Source organism: Serratia bockelmannii (genome assembly GCF_008011855.1).
Classification (GTDB): Bacteria; Pseudomonadota; Gammaproteobacteria; order Enterobacterales; family Enterobacteriaceae; genus Serratia; species Serratia bockelmannii.
This window is the reverse complement of record NZ_VOUX01000033.1, coordinates 1,751,466-1,766,632: the sequence shown is the minus strand read 5'-3', so window position 1 is coordinate 1,766,632 and position 15,167 is coordinate 1,751,466. Positions and strand designations below refer to the sequence as shown.

The 15,167-nt window shown below is 53.1% G+C and carries 16 protein-coding genes, 1 other RNA gene and 1 pseudogene; 6 read left to right on the top strand and 12 right to left on the bottom strand.

Going from position 1 to position 15,167, the window contains the following annotated elements; translation table 11 throughout:
* Positions 1 to 206 precede the first annotated feature (206 nt).
* Complete coding sequence (locus FOT55_RS24960; RefSeq protein WP_147824190.1) at positions 207 to 1,613, top strand: RES family NAD+ phosphorylase; 1,407 nt, start codon at positions 207 to 209, stop codon at positions 1,611 to 1,613.
* Positions 1,614 to 1,726: 113 nt separating this feature from the next.
* Here FOT55_RS24960 and tnpA read toward each other — a convergent pair.
* From tnpA to FOT55_RS24925, 7 genes and pseudogenes are all read right to left on the bottom strand, one after another.
* A pseudogene (gene tnpA, locus FOT55_RS24955) lies at positions 1,727 to 2,054 on the bottom strand (IS200/IS605 family transposase); the annotation flags it as partial.
* 350 nt (positions 2,055 to 2,404) lie between these two features.
* Entirely contained in the window at positions 2,405 to 4,738 is a 2,334-nt protein-coding gene (locus FOT55_RS24950) for a primase-helicase zinc-binding domain-containing protein (protein WP_147824189.1), read from the bottom strand.
* A 10-nt stretch (positions 4,739 to 4,748) separates the two neighbouring features.
* Positions 4,749 to 5,084, bottom strand: a complete 336-nt coding sequence (locus FOT55_RS24945) for a DUF5375 family protein (protein WP_033631431.1) — start codon at positions 5,082 to 5,084, stop codon at positions 4,749 to 4,751.
* Positions 5,081 to 5,344, bottom strand: coding sequence for a hypothetical protein (locus FOT55_RS24940; RefSeq protein ID WP_117287185.1), 264 nt, complete (start codon positions 5,342 to 5,344; stop codon positions 5,081 to 5,083). The genes FOT55_RS24945 and FOT55_RS24940 overlap by 4 nt, the downstream gene beginning before the upstream one ends.
* Positions 5,341 to 5,886: a host cell division inhibitor Icd-like protein gene (locus FOT55_RS24935; protein ID WP_147824188.1), complete on the bottom strand. Its 546-nt coding sequence runs from the start codon at positions 5,884 to 5,886 to the stop codon at positions 5,341 to 5,343. Before FOT55_RS24935 ends, FOT55_RS24940 begins: the two co-directional genes overlap by 4 nt.
* Positions 5,887 to 5,891: 5 nt before the next feature.
* Entirely contained in the window at positions 5,892 to 6,137 is a 246-nt protein-coding gene (locus FOT55_RS24930; RefSeq protein ID WP_147824187.1) for a hypothetical protein, read from the bottom strand.
* Positions 6,134 to 6,397 (bottom strand): helix-turn-helix transcriptional regulator, encoded by a 264-nt coding sequence (locus tag FOT55_RS24925; RefSeq protein WP_147824186.1) that lies wholly within the window; start codon positions 6,395 to 6,397, stop codon positions 6,134 to 6,136. The genes FOT55_RS24930 and FOT55_RS24925 overlap by 4 nt, the downstream gene beginning before the upstream one ends.
* Positions 6,398 to 6,877: 480 nt before the next feature.
* Here FOT55_RS24925 and FOT55_RS24920 point away from each other — a divergent pair, with 480 nt between their 5' ends.
* The 3 genes from FOT55_RS24920 to FOT55_RS24910 all read left to right on the top strand — a co-directional run bounded on the left by FOT55_RS24920 (position 6,878) and on the right by FOT55_RS24910 (position 9,085).
* Positions 6,878 to 7,666, top strand: a complete 789-nt coding sequence (locus FOT55_RS24920; protein ID WP_238476133.1) for an NAD-dependent aldehyde dehydrogenase — start codon at positions 6,878 to 6,880, stop codon at positions 7,664 to 7,666.
* A complete protein-coding gene (locus FOT55_RS25655) occupies positions 7,663 to 7,947 on the top strand; it encodes an ogr/Delta-like zinc finger family protein (protein ID WP_238476132.1) in 285 nt (94 codons plus the stop codon). Before FOT55_RS24920 ends, FOT55_RS25655 begins: the two co-directional genes overlap by 4 nt.
* 274 nt (positions 7,948 to 8,221) lie before the next feature.
* Positions 8,222 to 9,085 (top strand): DUF3800 domain-containing protein, encoded by an 864-nt coding sequence (locus FOT55_RS24910; protein ID WP_147824185.1) that lies wholly within the window; start codon positions 8,222 to 8,224, stop codon positions 9,083 to 9,085.
* A 530-nt stretch (positions 9,086 to 9,615) separates the two neighbouring features.
* Here FOT55_RS24910 and FOT55_RS24905 read toward each other — a convergent pair.
* The 3 genes from FOT55_RS24905 to smpB all read right to left on the bottom strand — a co-directional run bounded on the left by FOT55_RS24905 (position 9,616) and on the right by smpB (position 11,897).
* Complete coding sequence (locus FOT55_RS24905; protein WP_147824184.1) at positions 9,616 to 10,809, bottom strand: integrase domain-containing protein; 1,194 nt, start codon at positions 10,807 to 10,809, stop codon at positions 9,616 to 9,618.
* Positions 10,810 to 11,001: 192 nt separating this feature from the next.
* Positions 11,002 to 11,365, bottom strand: a transfer-messenger RNA (tmRNA) gene (gene ssrA, locus FOT55_RS24900).
* A gap of 49 nt (positions 11,366 to 11,414) precedes the next feature.
* Positions 11,415 to 11,897, bottom strand: a complete 483-nt coding sequence (gene smpB / locus FOT55_RS24895) for an SsrA-binding protein SmpB (RefSeq protein WP_016929804.1) — start codon at positions 11,895 to 11,897, stop codon at positions 11,415 to 11,417.
* A 161-nt stretch (positions 11,898 to 12,058) separates the two neighbouring features.
* Between smpB and FOT55_RS24890 the strand changes: the two genes are divergently transcribed.
* Both FOT55_RS24890 and FOT55_RS24885 read left to right on the top strand, forming a co-directional pair.
* Positions 12,059 to 12,493 carry a type II toxin-antitoxin system RatA family toxin gene (locus FOT55_RS24890; protein ID WP_033648948.1) on the top strand — a complete coding sequence of 145 codons (435 nt, stop codon included), beginning with the start codon at positions 12,059 to 12,061 and terminating at the stop codon, positions 12,491 to 12,493.
* The gene (locus FOT55_RS24885; protein WP_049204931.1) at positions 12,486 to 12,770 is read left to right on the top strand and encodes an RnfH family protein; all 285 of its coding nucleotides are present in this window, start codon (positions 12,486 to 12,488) and stop codon (positions 12,768 to 12,770) included. The genes FOT55_RS24890 and FOT55_RS24885 overlap by 8 nt, the downstream gene beginning before the upstream one ends.
* 118 nt (positions 12,771 to 12,888) lie before the next feature.
* Here the strand turns inward: FOT55_RS24885 and bamE are convergent, their stop codons facing one another.
* Together bamE and recN are read right to left on the bottom strand one after the other, a co-directional pair.
* Positions 12,889 to 13,227, bottom strand: a complete 339-nt coding sequence (gene bamE, locus FOT55_RS24880) for an outer membrane protein assembly factor BamE (protein ID WP_004929101.1) — start codon at positions 13,225 to 13,227, stop codon at positions 12,889 to 12,891.
* Between the two features lie 240 nt (positions 13,228 to 13,467).
* Positions 13,468 to 15,129: a DNA repair protein RecN gene (recN, locus tag FOT55_RS24875; protein WP_147824183.1), complete on the bottom strand. Its 1,662-nt coding sequence runs from the start codon at positions 15,127 to 15,129 to the stop codon at positions 13,468 to 13,470.
* Positions 15,130 to 15,167: the final 38 nt, after the last annotated feature.

The following is a 15,167-nucleotide window of genomic DNA, read 5'->3' as shown; positions in this document are numbered from 1 at the left end:
AGGACAAGTATGGCACGCTGGTTACTATGTTACATGAGATACAACAGTTCGGGGAACCGTAACGTGCTGGGAGATCAACATTGACTCCGCGATGGAAGAAGGTAAAGCGTTGTATGATTGGTTGCGAAACATTGCTGAACTCATCCTGGTGACGTCTTGACTCCTGCAACAACAACCAGCATGAATAAATACAGGTGGGTGAAATTATGCTAGAAGAAAGATTTATATGTTATCGATGTGTGCCGGATAAACATGTCAAGGCCAGAATAAAAAATGAAGGAAATCGAAAGAAAAATTGCAGTTATTGCCAAAGAAAGTTGATAAACGTCAGTATCGAACAAATCGGCGAATGGATCGACACTATGTTCGACACCTATTATGAACAGGGTGGGTATGATTATGTAGGCAATGCTAGGGGGGAAGAGGCACCATTTATAATAGAGGAAGAGTTGGGTGTCGATTTTAATATCGCTGCCGATATTTATGAGTCCATGCAGAGCAATCCGTTAATCGATAGTTATTATTATGATAACGAAGCAAAATATGAATGTGATAGTACTTTTGTTCCCATCAAAAGTATACGCGGTAATTATGATGCCAAATGGGAAGAGATCACGCGGTCATTAAAGCACGAGTCTCGTTTTTTTAATAAAGATGCGAAAATCTTTCTTGATGAGTTGTTTAAAGATATTCATACAATGCGCACAGATGAGAGCGGTTCGGCAATAAAATCCTATACGCATGTAAATGTTTTTTATCGTGCACGGTCATTTACAGAAATCAGTGAGGTAGAAAAGGCGCTGGCTCAGCCAGAACGTTACCTAGGACCACCACCACCCGATAGCGCAAAATCTGGGCGTATGAATGCCCTAGGTGTACCTGTCTTTTATGGCTCCCTATCGCCTGAAACGGCGATGGCAGAGATCCGACCGGTAGTTGGCAGCTGGGTCATCGTCGCCCAGTTTCGCCCCTTGCGTGATTTAAGGATACTTGATCTTTCATCAATGAATTTTATCCCCCCTGCAGGGGTCAGTAAATTTGACCCGAAACATCTTCAGGTCAGGGAAAAAATCCGATTTTTAAAAACGTTAGCGCATAAACTGACGATCCCTGTGTTGAATGGCGCTAATGGCCATGAGTACCTCATGACGCAAGCGGTGGCGGAATACCTTGGATTATACGAGGGATTTGACCTTGATGGCATAACGTTTAAATCGACTCAGGTAAATGATAACGATGAAGACATTGATAAAACCAATATTGTGTTGTTCAATAAATCCGCAAAAATAAAAAACTCAGACTCTGGGGGTAAAGACTCACAATATGCTGTAACCCTGTTTGAATATGAAGGTGAGGATGATAATGATGTTCCTTATTATGGATTTAACCCAAAAATCAGGAGGGTAATAAAGACAATAGAAAACAACACCTTTAGCTCAAGACAGATCGCGACCAATGAATCAAAATTTGTATTGGCACTGGATCTGGAGAACATCATGGTTAAGCGCCTGAAAGGGATAAAGTTTTCCGTAGATGATTATCAAGTAAAACTGGGAAGCGATATCGAACCACGGCGTGGTTATTCATCAGAAAATGATGAGCGGGAATTCTGATAGTCGTTGATAATGGAACACGACGCCCCCATACCAGGGGGCCATATTCGAGTTAATCCTGTAACAACTCTATCTGCTGTTCGAACTATTGGACCTTCTTATCCTGATGCTTCACGTATCACCTGATAATTTCTTACCATATCGACAAAGTATCCTCTTGCCCAAAAATGGTTACCCCACAGCTTATTTCGTATATGTGGGAAACGATTGTAAAGGCGGATTGCACTGAGTCCTTTTAAGTCTCCCATAAACGTCCAAATCGAAGGCTTCGGTGGGACTATCGTGACCAGTGCATATGATCTGGCTGAATATTTAGATCGAGAACTTCACAGTCCTTCATGCTGTAGAGGATTGAAATCGTTCGATAAAGCTCTTTTCCTACCTTGTCGCGGAGTATTTTAAATCTTACTTCGACGTCCAGAATTGGCGGTATTTGCAACGTCAGAACACATGTGATTAACTCCCGTATAAACTCATGTTGGTGATTTCTTTCTTACTTGTGGTGAGTAAGCGGGAATATTACGGCATGTGTTTCCTTTAGGCTAGAGCCTCATAAGGTTAATCACCACTTCCTTAGGAGGTGATTTAAGGCTGACAACAAAAACTGGCCTGCGCCGGTTTAGTTATTACTGTTGTAATAATGTCAGCCAGAGTATGGCCTATGTGATGTCCTTGTATTGTTGCGTGTATTTTTTTCTGCCACTACAGGCGGCGCGGCGATTGAGCGTCCAATGGGTTCGGCAGATCAATAATGGCCTATTGATCGGCTCGGCCGATCGACCCGCTCATCGTCACACCGCCCCGCACTTAGGCAGCCAGTCCGCTTCGCACTCGTCACTCAATATCAGATTGGTTTGTATTCCCTGCTTGGTGCGGCGTTTCAGCAGCGTATGCTCATACTCTTTCAGCGTCTGCGGCACCGCCTGGCCGAACGCCGTCAGGTTCATCACGTGCTGATAGCCCCGCGCCGCCATAAACGACAGGTAGGCGTGGTACAGGTAGCGGCGCGGATTGGGCGGAGTGATGTTGGCGTTGCCTATCATCATACCCTCCGGGGTACCCAGCACCGTCAGGTAACCACAAAAATCGACCAGCGGATCGGCATGCCGTTTGATTTCAAGGGCTTCCGCCGAACTCTGCTGCACCTGGAGCAATGTGCGGGCCTCGTTCGGGTTGGCGAAGCGCTGCATCAGGTGACGTACAATCACCGCCAGCTCCTGGGTGATTTTGTCCAGCAGCTGCGGGTCGCGCTCGGCCAGCGGTATCGCGTCCGGGAAGGTGATAATCACCCGCCGACGGGATACCCCACCGCTGCGGTCGCTGAACTGCATCGGGTTGTTATTGACCGCCAGTATCACCGCCGGGATGTAAGCGGCGTAGGCGTCGCGGTATTTCGGGTCGATGGCGACCGCATCGCCGCCGGTGATGGCCTTGATGCCCGCCCCGTCACCGCTCCACTTCTCCTGGTCGGGCAGGATAATCAGCGAGAAGCCGACCACGCTGGCCCGTTCGCGCGCCGACTCCAGGTTGTCGATGGTGGCAGAAGTGGTGTTATCACTACCTGCCAACAGCCGGGCAATGGCCGCCATCACACTCTTGCCGCTGCCGCCGGGGCCGGTCACTTCAAGGAACAGCTGCCAGTCGTAGCGGTTGGCCAGCACCATAAAGAGTGCCGCGAGAATACGCTCCTGCTTGTCGTGATTGCCCCCGGCAGCCCGGGTCAGCCACTGCCAGAAGTGCGGCGCATGGTCGGCCAGGTTCTCCCCGGCGCGCGGCGGCGTGTAGTCCACGCTGTTGACGGTGCGCAGCCAGTGCGCTTGCCGGTGGGCGCTGAACTGGCCGCTGACGGTATCAAACACCCCGTTACGAAAGCCTATCAACCGGCGGGCCGGGTCGCCCATCTGCGGCACCATCAGCTTGAGGGTGTCCAGGATGCTGTTGATACCGGCAGCGGAGAACGGCGCACGCACCTTCTGGAACAGCGCAGCAATCTCCCGGCTCAGCTGCCGGTGCGGCAGCACCTGCCAGGCGCCGCGCGTATAGCGGCACAGCTCTTCCCCCACCGGCGGCACCGCCAGGGTGTTGCCGTAGTGTTCGGCCAGCAGTTCGGCCTTCTCGCTGGCGCTCATGGCTTTCAGGTCGGCATCGCTCAGCGTGTCGAACGGGCTCGGCTGCGGCGGCTGGCTGAACGCCTGGAGCTGCCCACGCGTGGCCTCAGCGCCTTGCTGGCAGTAAATATCGTTCCAGTCGCCCTCAGTGGGCGGTAGCGCTGGGACACCGCCGGTGAGTGTGGCCGCCTCGGCGGCGCGGGTCTGTCCGGTGCCGCTGCGGTCATTATCGGCCGCCAGCAGCAGCCGCGCATTCGGGTAGTGGCTGCGCAACTGCTCTGCCACCGCCGCCAGGTTGTTGGCGCTGAGCGCCACGCACACCGTCTCACCGGTCAGGCGGTGCACGGTAAGGCCGGTGGCGTAGCCTTCGGTGAGCCAGATAACCGTGTTGTCCGGGCCACTGAGGGTGTGGCAGGCGGCTTTCACCTGCCCGCCCGCCAGCATGCGCTTGTCACCGTGGGCGTTAATCAGCTGCACGTTGACCACCTCACCCCCGGCATTATGCAGCGGCAACAGCAGGTCGCCGGGCTGGAAGGTGATACCGCCAACGCGCAGCGGCTGGCCCTGCAAGGTCAGGGTTTCTGCCTCCGGCCAGCCCTTGGCGCTCAGATAGGCGTTGCCGGTCTGGGGCTGCGCGGCATCCACTAAAGCCTGTGCCTGTCGCGCGGCCTTGCGCTGAGCCTCGGCCTTGTCTTGTGGTGAATGACCAGTCTCAGCGGCCGGTGGCAAGGCGTTGGTGTTTTCCCCCATCACGGCAGCCACCTGTTCGGCGGCAGCCCGGGCAGACAGTGACAGGGCCTTTTCCACCAGGTTGAGGCCGTCACCGGCCCCGCACTGATTGCAGAACCAGGTGCCGCGCCCGTCCTGGTTATCGAAGCGGAAGCGGTCTTTACCGCCGCAGGTCGGGCACGGCTGCGGCTTGCCGTTCGGCTGTAAAGTAATACCGAGGGCCGGGAGTATCACCGGCCACTGGCCGGTGGCGGTGCGTACGGTCTGAGATACGAAGTGGGCGCTCATGCTCTTCTCCTCAGTGTACGGTGGCGTTCTGTGCCGCCGACAGGCGCTCGCAGCACAGTTCGTCCATCATCTTCTGCCCCAGCGCGGTCAGGCGCGGCGCAGCCACCAGAACGTCCGGCTGTACCATGTCGCTTAGCATGGTGCACGCCATGTCCATGCCGTCTTCTGCGCCATACTGACGCACAAAGTGCCCCTCCAGGCGCAGGGCAATCGTCATCTGCAGCTCATCCAGCGTGTACCCGAGGCTCACCCGGTAAAAGGCGCAGGTGTCCAGATAGGCTTGCGCCACGGCGCGGCGGAAAACGGCGGTACGGACTTCAATCGGTAAACAGGATGAGGTGTTCATGCGGCGGTGGCCTCCATGCGGGCAAGGATTTGGGATTCACAGGTGTTGACGACGTGGCCGAGCTGGTCGGTCAGCAAGGCAATGACCGAGGCAAACGATGCCTGTTGCACGGCATCGGGGCGTTGCCCGCCGAGGTCAAGGGTATCCAGCAGGTCGAGGAACAGCACACCGGTGGCGTGCGCATGCTGGAGACGCAGAAAATCGGCGTGCGGAATAGGGTAATGGGTGTCGCGGTGGTAGCGGTCGGCCAGGGTGTTCATGCTGCCGCCTTAACCGGCAGACGACCGGCAAAGGACAACACGTAGTCACGGGAAAGCCTACGGCGGGCGTTGTGCTCAGAATCCGCCACGGTGCGTACGATGCGCGGTGAAGCCGTCAGCGCAGACCGGCGTACGGCCGCAAACAAAAAGCAGAATGTCGGGTGAGTCGGGGTGAGGATCGTAGCCATGGTGGCAGCCTCCATAGTTAGCTGATAACAGCTACCACCGAAGTTTCCACGCTTATGGGTGGTAGCCCAGACGGGGGTGGAAATACCGGTAACTATGTAAACCGGCCTGACCGAAGTCAGCCCCGCCTGAGCCGCCATTGATTGACTGCTGCGGTAGCATAACATGCACCGCGCAAAAAATGAGCGCGCTAAGGCTGCGACATAAAAAAACACGCGTGGCGCGTGTTGTGTCGCCATAGTTAAACACGGGTTTCCACGCCCGGCTGCCGATTTTGCGGCAGCGGGAGGACTATAGCGCAGGGCCGGACGTGGGGGCAAGCCGTAAGACGCCCCCGGACGTTCAATCGGCTGCATAGTGATCAACAGTCGGTCAACTGGTCGTTGCGGGTATCGGCAACTGCGCATGTCAGCGGCACCGGCCCGGCACAGAACAGGCGCGGCTGCGCCTGGCGACTCGCCAGACGAATAACGCCGTGTTTTTCGCTGCGGTGCTCCGGCAAGACGACGCCAGGCTCTTTACGCTGCAACAGGATGGCTTCCGCGATAAACAGTGCGTCGTTGTCGCTCAGGGTAAAGTGCTGGCGACCCAAGGTTAACTGCATCATGCGGCGGCCCCCTGGTGACGGTTGGCGATACGTTCGTCCATCCACTGCTCGACCTCGGAGGCCAGCCAGGCGACGTTTTTACCGCCGAGGGAGACCTGAGCCGGGAACTGCTTACGGCTCATCATCTCGTACACGGTGGAGCGGGACAGGCCGGTGGTGTAGAGCACTTCCGGCAGACGAATAAAGCGCTCGCGTGGGGTGTAACCGCCAGGAATAACCGGCAACGGGGTGGATGGAGTGGGAGTGGAAACGGTCAACATAAAAACGCTACCTCTTTGTGTCCGGCCAACGCTGGCCGGGACTGTGTGAACTTCGGTAGCGCCCTATTATGTGAATATTTACCGGGGTGGCAACAAGGTGTTGTTGTGTGGTGGAACAGATTTTATGCTTATTTTTCAATCAAATGGACGACGTTGGCCGATATTGGCCTTTATTGGCATTTATTGACCTTTGTTGGCAAACCGGCCGAAAAGCCTGAGCGATGAATGGGCGGTTGATTAATAGGGAAAAACCGCCAAACACCGCTAGCCAGGGAAAAGGGGGTTTTGGGCCGGGTGAACAGTGGTGAACACCGGGTGAAGAGTTTATAGAAAACTGTTCACCACCTTATTTACTGATTTATCTGTATTTTTTATTTAGGTGAACAGTAGTGAATAGTTATAGGTAAAACTAAAAATGGCTTGATGGTTTTCTCATCAGTGCTCAAGGCTGTTGTCCTGGGGACAGTCCAACCGGGATGAATGGCGATGTTGTACGGCGGTCAGCAGAATAGCTTCACATTGACTGACACCGAAGACACGACCATGAGCAGCACCGCCTTACCGAAATACATCACCGATAAACTGCAAGCCCTGCGTGACGCTCGCGCCGCCCACGACAAAAACTATCAAGCGTTGACCGACGTCGTGACAGGCATTGCCCGCTGCCACCAACAGAAGAAAGACACCGAAGTGCAGAGCCAGGAGGCAGAAAGCCAGTGGCGCATCCTGTTTCGCAAACTGCGCGGAGAAATGACACCGGAACGGCAAGCGCAGCACCACAGTCGGATTTCCAAGCGGGAGCAGGCGAAAGAGTTCGACGGCCTGATTGAGGAGATGGAGCTGGACAAAATGCAGCTTCACCTCAACTGCGGCGGCACAGCCCCGAAGGTGGTGAGCGCGCACAAAGACGCCCTCACGACCTTTGCAGCTCACGCGATGCATCAGGCCCTGGATGCGCTGAGCAAGGCGCTAATCAGCCCTGATGTTATCAAGGCGTGTGCACTGGCTTCACGGGCTTACGGCGTCTATGCGGACAATCCGATGAAAATGATTGAGCAACAGGTACTGGGAACGCTACAAGGCCGCATTCGCGCTACCATGGCTACACAAAATATCGACCACCCGGTGCTGAATGAGATTGGCCTGACAATACCGGAACAAACCGGCGTATTGCAGGAGCTGCAAAGAAGTCCAATGCGCCAGATGCAAGTGGCAAGAGAACTGGCGGAAAAACGCCGTCTGCTGCAAGAGAACGGAGCCCAATCATGATGCGCTGCCCGTTGTGCACCCATGCGTCCTATACCCGCACCAGTCGCTATATCACGGAGCGGACGAAAGAGGCGTATTACCAATGTCAGAGCCTGACCTGTTCTTGCACATTCAAGACGGTGGAAAGCGTCGATAAAATCCTGTGCCAGCCGATACAAGCGCAACCGGTCGATGAGAACGCCCCACCGCTCTCGATAGCATCGCGGGGCATTCCCCCTCCGCCTCGCCCAAAACAGCCTTTTTCCTGGCTAGCCAGTCTCAAATTGCGCGTGCATGCATAGGGTGCATGATTTTGCATGCAGGACAATGTGCTTTTCATCCCCTGCCGCACCAGTACTGGCGCGGCCTGCGGCCGTTCATGCAACTGCATGAAAAGCGACACATGAAGCGCGCAGGCGAGGCGGGGGAAGTATTGCGCGCGCAGGGGAAGACGCTATGAGGTAGATAAAAATCAAGTAATACGATCTCCTGTACCCATTTTTGTAAAAACTTGCGCATGTTCGTTTTGTGATCAATTATTTTATTAGAATGAACACTTCAAATGTGAGATAGCCAATGCCTGAAGAAAATGATAATGCTACTCAATTAGATTTGGATCCTCCTTTAAATGTGAAAAGATGGCTGATTGCATGCGATGAATCTGGCATTGATGGACAGAAATATTATGGTTTTGGGAGCCTATGGATGTTATGGCAAAGGCGAGGTGATTTTCGTCGTGAGTTTGAGGCTATACTCGCAAATAAAGGTTTTCGCAATGAAGTAAAATGGAAAAAAGCTCATAGCGAGAGCATGTATAGAGTGTCAGAGGATTTAATTGATTTCTTTTTTAGAAAACAATGGCTTGCATTTCATTGTGTTGTTGTGAAGAAATCTTTAGTAAATAAAAACTATCATGATGGTGACTATGATTTAGCTCGAAGAAAACATTTTACAATGCTCCTTACAAGAAAAATGAAATATGTTATTAATGCGCACCCTAATTATGATCATGAGTTTAGATTTTGGGTTGATCCAATAGCCTCAAGATACAAAAAAGCTGATGAAGAGGCTGAGAAAATATCAGTTAATATTCTTAATAAGGAGATTATAGGTAAGAGTTTTCAGGGAAAGGTAGTAATAACAGAGCATGATTCAAAATCGCAACCTGCAATTCAGTTATGCGATTTCCTTTTGGGGGGCGTCATGAGTGCTTTCCAAGAAAAAGCGGAGAACGAAAGAAAAGTTAGCACTCAAAAGAACATTGCTAAATATTTAGGGTGGGATGATTTAGCATCAGATACCTTCCCACGTGAAAGGAAATTTAATATTTGGCACTTTGATGATGCTGAATTGTTAAACAATGGAGTAAGGCACTTTTCAAAAACAAGAAAAGTTAATTTATTACATCCATTACAGGATAGGAACTTACAGAAAAAATGACCAACACAAAGTGATTAGCAGTTTTTTAATTTATTTCTTATTTCTTGATACATAATGCGCCAGTGTATATATTAAGTTTAAAATGAAATAGGGATTGAAAAGATGTTAATTAATTTTATTTCCATGTTTGCTCAAAAATAAATATATACATCATTTTCCCGCCATCATTAAAACTGGCGTCTGTAAAGGAATGATTAAATTGGAGTGTACTGGGGGAGGGTAACTGGCATTGGAAATAATAGCTGCCTATTTTTAATAATTTATTTTTTTTTGCAATTCCTTGTTAATGCTAAAACAATTTTGTCATTTTCTAAAAATGAGATATTAAGAGATTTTTGGATTTACATTTGTAATTAATCTCCCTAATTATAGTAATGTGAAATAATTATAAATATATACTGGTATTTATCTGGATTCATGATATTAAAATGAGAGAACATCACTTCTATCGCTTGTTTTTTAATGGGGTTAATTTTTAATCCCATGCCAGTAGTGGACACGGGATTAAATCAGAGGAGGTGTTTTGATTGCTATTTTCTTGAGTAAACCTCCAATCCCCACCATTGCATTAATTCCCGCCTTTTATCTAAATATATAGAGCGATTATAGGCACGTCTGACCTCGTTCTTGTCATTATGTGCCAATGCTGCCTCAATCACATCAGCATTAAACTCAGCCTCATTCATAGCTGTGCTCGCGATAGATCGTAACCCATGAGCTACAAGCTTGCCGCCATAGCCAATACGCTTTAACGCAGCATTTGCCGTCTGGCTGTTCATCGGTTTACGTGGGTCATTACGGCTAGGAAAAACATGCTCACGCCTACCGCTGATAGGGTGCATGATTTCGAGTATCTCTAATGCCTGATCTGAGAGTGGAACGACATGATCACGCTTAGCCTTCATCCGTTCCGCCGGGATACGCCACTCACGTTTCTCTATATCGATCTCAGCCCATGCGGTTGCGGAGGCTTCTGCAGGACGTATCAGCGTCAGCAACTGCCATTCAAGCAAGCAACGGGTGGGTATCGATAGATTGCTCATCGAGATTGTACGCATCAGTTTAGGCAGCTCTTCGGGCCGTATGGTCGGCATATGCTGCTTCTTAGGGCGCTCGAATGCATTACCAATACCAGAGGCCGAATTAGCATCAATCAAGCCAGTGTTGACGGCGTAGATCATGATTTCGTTAATACGCTGCACTAAACGTCGAACTGTCTCTAATGAGCCACGGGCCTTGATAGGTTCCAGCACTTGGATCAGTAAACGCGCTTTGATGTCCTGAACCGGGACATTCTTGATAGATGGCAGTATGTCTTTTTCAAGAGAACGCCAGATGTCCTCCGCATGCTTAGCGCTAACGCTGGCCTGCTTCAACGCGAACCATTGCTTTGCCACATTCAGGAAAATACTTTCTTGCGCTATCTGCTGTTGTTCCGCTTCTGCTGCCTCTTTAGCCTGTGGGTCAATGCCCCTCGCCAGTATCACGAGCTTTTCGGCACGTATTTGTCGGGCATCGGCAAGTGACAGGGCAGGGTAGGCACCGAGGCTAACCATTGTTCGTGAACTGGTTCCGGGGCGGAGGTAGCGGAAACGCCACAACTTCTTGCCGGTGGTTTTAACTAACAGGAACAGGCCGTCACCATCATGCAGGGTGAGGTCTTTCTCTATGGCTTTGGCTTTTTGTACTTCGGTATGTGTGAGGGGGCGTGTAGTCCGCGCCATGTAAGGGTTCTTCCATAATTGGTATACGTTTATGGCATACATTTTAACGTATACCTAAACGTATACCAATAAATCCCGGATTTAGCTGGATATACTCGGACTACTACAGACACAAAAAAGCCCGCAAACCTAGGTGGGATGCGGGCTTTCCGTACTTCTCCGGACTTATCTGGTAATACCCGGATCATCATTTGGTGGAGCTGGGGGGATTTGAACCCCCGTCCGAAATTACTACACCGTCGGCACTACATGCTTAGTCCAATCTTTACATTCGCCGGCCAGCTGCGGATGGACACGCTACTGACAGACTAGCCTGATTGAGTTTAACGCTTCAGCCCCAGGCAGGACATCCACGCGATCTCTTTTGGGTTTGACCTCTCTTGATCCCCGTCCTAAGAGCGGAGGCTAGGGAGAGAGGGCTCTAAGCAGGGTATTAAGCTGCTAAAGCGTAGTTTTCGTCGTTTGCGACTATTTTTTTGCGGCTTTTTACGAGGCCAACCGCCCCTCGGCATGCTCCTAGGGCTTCGCAAATCCCGTCGAATCCAGAATCAGCCCCAAGTAACTTTGTGCAGTATACCAGAAGTTTACCTCGATAAGCCAGCGGCTTAACGATTGGCGTGCTTCATGATACGGGCTTTCGCCGTCTGCCATTCGCGATCTTTGATATCATCGCGTTTGTCGTGCTCTTTCTTGCCTTTGGCTACGCCGATCTTGATCTTGCTCCAGGCATTTTTCCAATACAGGGACAAGGCCACCACGGTGTAACCGTCGCGGTTGACGCGGCCGAGCAGGGTGTCCAGCTCGCGTCGGTTCAGCAGCAGTTTACGGGTACGCGTCGGATCGCACACCACATGCGACGAAGCCACGTTGAGCGGGGTGATGGTGGCGCCAAACAGATAGGCTTCACCGTCACGGAACGTCACGTAGCTGTCGCTGAGGTTGGCTTTGCCTGCACGCAGCGATTTGACTTCCCACCCTTGCAGCGACAGGCCCGCCTCGAACTCTTCTTCAATGAAGTATTCGAAACGCGCGCGCTTGTTTTGAGCAATGGTGGCGGAACCGGGTTTGTGTGCTTTTTTCTTTGTCATAGTGCGTTCATTATACTGGATGCTTCAGCGAAAGAAATCCTTTCCCGTTCAGCACCTGCGCAATTTTTCGCATTTTTGGTGCCCTCATCCCTTAGCAGATTTTTTGTTTGCCGCCAGATAAATGGTATTATCTGTACGTTTTATGTCTCACAGGAAATGATATGCCCCAGATCAGTCGGTCTGCATTAGTGCCGTTCAGCGCCGAGCAGATGTATCAGTTGGTTAATGATGTTCATTCTTACCCCGATTTTCTGCCAGGCTGCACCGGCAGCCGGGTGCTTAACGCTACCTCCAACGAAATGACCGCCGCGGTGGACGTCGCCAAGGCCGGTATCAGCAAGACTTTCACCACGCGCAATACGCTGCTGGATAACCAGAGCATCAATATGCAGCTGGTCGATGGTCCGTTCCGCAAGCTGATGGGCGGCTGGCAGTTCACGCCGCTGAGCGAAGAGGCCTGCAAGGTGGAGCTGCACCTGGACTTCGAGTTCACCAACAAACTGATTGAGTTGGCGTTCGGCAAGGTATTCAAAGAGCTGGCGGGCAACATGGTGCAGGCATTCACCCAGCGGGCGAAAGAGGTCTACAGTGTCTGACATCCAGGTTGAGGTGGTGTACGCCTTGCCGGAGCGGCAGTACCTGCGCAAGGTGAAGCTGGCCGAAGGCAGCAGCGTCGAGCAGGCGATCCAGGCTTCGGGCCTGCTGGAGCTGCGCCAGGATATCGATCTTAAAAGCAATAAAATCGGCATCTACAGCCGCCCGGCCAAGCTGGGCGATAGGCTGAACGATGGCGACCGGGTGGAGATTTACCGGCCGCTGATTGCCGATCCGAAAGAGCTGCGCCGGCAACGGGCAGAAAAGGCAAAAAAATAAGGCGCTTATAGCGCCTTATTTTTTTATCTGAAACTGATTTTCTCTTCCGCGTTGCAGCCTGCGACTGTCATGAGGAACACCATGCCCCCTCATGGGCCGGAAGAGCGGGCGGCGCCGATTACTTGGTCAGCGCCGGTTTGTTCTGGATATCGGTCAACACGCCTGCGCTGTCGAAGGTCAGCGTCAGCGTCTGCTGGGTGATGTCTTCATGGCCAGGCTGCTGGCGGAACACATAGAACCACGTCTGAGTTCCGAACGGGTCTTGCAGCATTGGGGTGCCCAATGTGTAAGCGACCTGTTGTTGGGTCATCCCTTTCTGAATTTTCGCCACGTCGGTCGACGTCAGGTAGTTCCCCTGGTTGATGTCAGGACGATAAACCACCTTTTCAAAAGTAGAACAGCCTGCAGTCAGCATCACAAGAACTACAGCGGCGGCAGTCAGCGTTTTACAGCGCATAGTAATCACATTCCTTTAGGGCATAGGATGCCGATGATAATAGACCTTGCGGCAGTTGGAAACCTTTATACCCTTCATCTTTCACGTTGCGACGCGTTGGCTTTCCTTTAGCACCTCAAGCGCTTGACCTGTTTCGGGCCGTTGAGGAGGCTTAAGATCACCGCCGCGCCGCACTTTAGATATATTTCGGGTCAACAGCGTCACTGTCAGACCGCAGGAAAGTGAAAAAGTTGAGCTTTTTTATGCCGCCAGCAGTTCTTTGGCGTTCGCCAACGTATTGCGGGTGACTTCGCTGCCACCGAGCAGGCGCGCCAGCTCCTGCAGCCGGGCGCGTTTATCCAGCGGCGCCATCTGGGTTTCGGTGACCGTGCCGTCGGTCTGCTTGCTGACGAACAGGTGCTGATGCCCGCATCCGGCCACCTGCGGCAGGTGAGTCACGCACATCACCTGGGTGGATTCGCCGAGCTGGCGCAGCAGACGGCCGACGATGGCGGCGGTCGGGCCGCTGATGCCCACGTCCACCTCATCGAAGATCAGCGCCGGGGTTTCCATCTTGCGGGCGGTGATCACCTGAATGGCCAGCGCGATGCGCGACAGCTCACCGCCGGAGGCGACCTTCGCCAGCGGTTGCAGCGGCTGCCCCGGGTTGGTGGAGACGCAGAACTCGGTGCGGCTGGCCCCTTCGGCGCTAAGGTGCTGCGGTTCGAAGCGCACGTCGATGTTGAATTTGCCGTGCGGCATGGAGAGCGCTTGCATGCTGTCGGTGATGAGCGTGGTCAGCTCGGCGGCGTAGTGCAGGCGTTTCTGGTGCAGCTCTTCCGCCAGCGCCAGCGCCTGCTGGTGATGCAGGATGACCGCCTCGTTCAGGTGCTCATGGTCGCTTTCCTGCTGCGACAGCAACTGCTGTTCATCCAGCAACTGCTGATGCAGCTGCGGCAGCTCTTCCGGCGCGACCTGGTGTTTGCGCGCCAGGCTGATTTGACGCGACAGGCGCTGTTCCAGCTCGTGCAGGCGGTTGGGATCGAGATCCATGCGATCGGCGTAGTGGCGCAGCTCGTCGCTGGCTTCGCTGATCTGGATAGAAGCCTCTTCCAGCATGTCCAGCAGGCCGCTGAGCTTGTCGTCCAGCCCGGCCAGTTCAAGCAGCAGGTGCTTGGCGCTGTAGAGCTGGCTGAGCATGTTGTTCTCGTCGCTGTCGGCGAGCAGATGCAGCGTCTGCTGGCTGAGGGTCAGCAGCTGGCCGCTGTTGGCCAGGCGCTTGTACTCGGCGTCAGTCTGCTCGAACTCGCCGGCCTGCGGCGCGAATTCGTTCAGCTCTTTCAACTGGTATTGCAGCAGCTGCTTGCGCGCTTCGCGCTCGATGGACTGCTGCTGATGATGCGCCAGCTCGCGGCAGCTCTGGTGCCAGCGTTGGTAGGCCTGGCTCATCGCCGCCAGCAGGGCGGGTTCGTCGGCATAGGCGTCGAGCAGCGCTTTTTGGTGCTCCGGCTTGAGCAGCAGCTGATGGGCGTGTTGACCGTGGATTTGAATCAGGCGTTGCCCCAGCTCGCGCAGCTGCGACAGCGGCACGGCGGTGCCGTTGATAAAGCCGCGCGAACGGCCGTCGGCGTTGATCACTCGCCGCAGCAGGCATTCGTTGCTGTCATCCAGCTGGTTCTGCTCCAGCCATTCGCGCGCGGACGGAGTGTCCGCCAGCGAGAAGCGGGCGCAGATGTCGGCGCGGGCGGCTCCCAGGCGCACCACGTTGCCGTCGGCGCGGTTGCCGAGGCACAGCCCCAGCGCATCGATAGCGATGGATTTGCCGGCGCCGGTTTCACCGGTGATCGCCGTCATGCCCGGTTGAAAATCGATTTCCAACTCACGAACGATAGCAAAGTTGCTGATGGTTAATTGCGCCAGCATGGGAACCTTCCTGTGTATAAACACATAGCTGTAGTTTC

Excerpts from the sequence above, each read along its gene's own strand:
- FOT55_RS24960 (WP_147824190.1), top strand. The coding sequence starts at position 207 with ATGCTAGAAGAAAGATTTATATGTTATCGATGTGTGCCGGATAAACAT.
- FOT55_RS24950 (WP_147824189.1), bottom strand. The coding sequence starts at position 4,738 with ATGAGCGCCCACTTCGTATCTCAGACCGTACGCACCGCCACCGGCCAG.
- FOT55_RS24945 (WP_033631431.1), bottom strand. The coding sequence starts at position 5,084 with ATGAACACCTCATCCTGTTTACCGATTGAAGTCCGTACCGCCGTTTTC.
- FOT55_RS24940 (WP_117287185.1), bottom strand. The coding sequence starts at position 5,344 with ATGAACACCCTGGCCGACCGCTACCACCGCGACACCCATTACCCTATT.
- FOT55_RS24935 (WP_147824188.1), bottom strand. The coding sequence starts at position 5,886 with ATGCAGCCGATTGAACGTCCGGGGGCGTCTTACGGCTTGCCCCCACGT.
- FOT55_RS24930 (WP_147824187.1), bottom strand. The coding sequence starts at position 6,137 with ATGATGCAGTTAACCTTGGGTCGCCAGCACTTTACCCTGAGCGACAAC.
- FOT55_RS24925 (WP_147824186.1), bottom strand. The coding sequence starts at position 6,397 with ATGTTGACCGTTTCCACTCCCACTCCATCCACCCCGTTGCCGGTTATT.
- FOT55_RS24920 (WP_238476133.1), top strand. The coding sequence starts at position 6,878 with ATGGCGATGTTGTACGGCGGTCAGCAGAATAGCTTCACATTGACTGAC.
- FOT55_RS25655 (WP_238476132.1), top strand. The coding sequence starts at position 7,663 with ATGATGCGCTGCCCGTTGTGCACCCATGCGTCCTATACCCGCACCAGT.
- FOT55_RS24910 (WP_147824185.1), top strand. The coding sequence starts at position 8,222 with ATGCCTGAAGAAAATGATAATGCTACTCAATTAGATTTGGATCCTCCT.
- FOT55_RS24905 (WP_147824184.1), bottom strand. The coding sequence starts at position 10,809 with ATGGCGCGGACTACACGCCCCCTCACACATACCGAAGTACAAAAAGCC.
- smpB (WP_016929804.1), bottom strand. The coding sequence starts at position 11,897 with ATGACAAAGAAAAAAGCACACAAACCCGGTTCCGCCACCATTGCTCAA.
- FOT55_RS24890 (WP_033648948.1), top strand. The coding sequence starts at position 12,059 with ATGCCCCAGATCAGTCGGTCTGCATTAGTGCCGTTCAGCGCCGAGCAG.
- bamE (WP_004929101.1), bottom strand. The coding sequence starts at position 13,227 with ATGCGCTGTAAAACGCTGACTGCCGCCGCTGTAGTTCTTGTGATGCTG.
- recN (WP_147824183.1), bottom strand. The coding sequence starts at position 15,129 with ATGCTGGCGCAATTAACCATCAGCAACTTTGCTATCGTTCGTGAGTTG.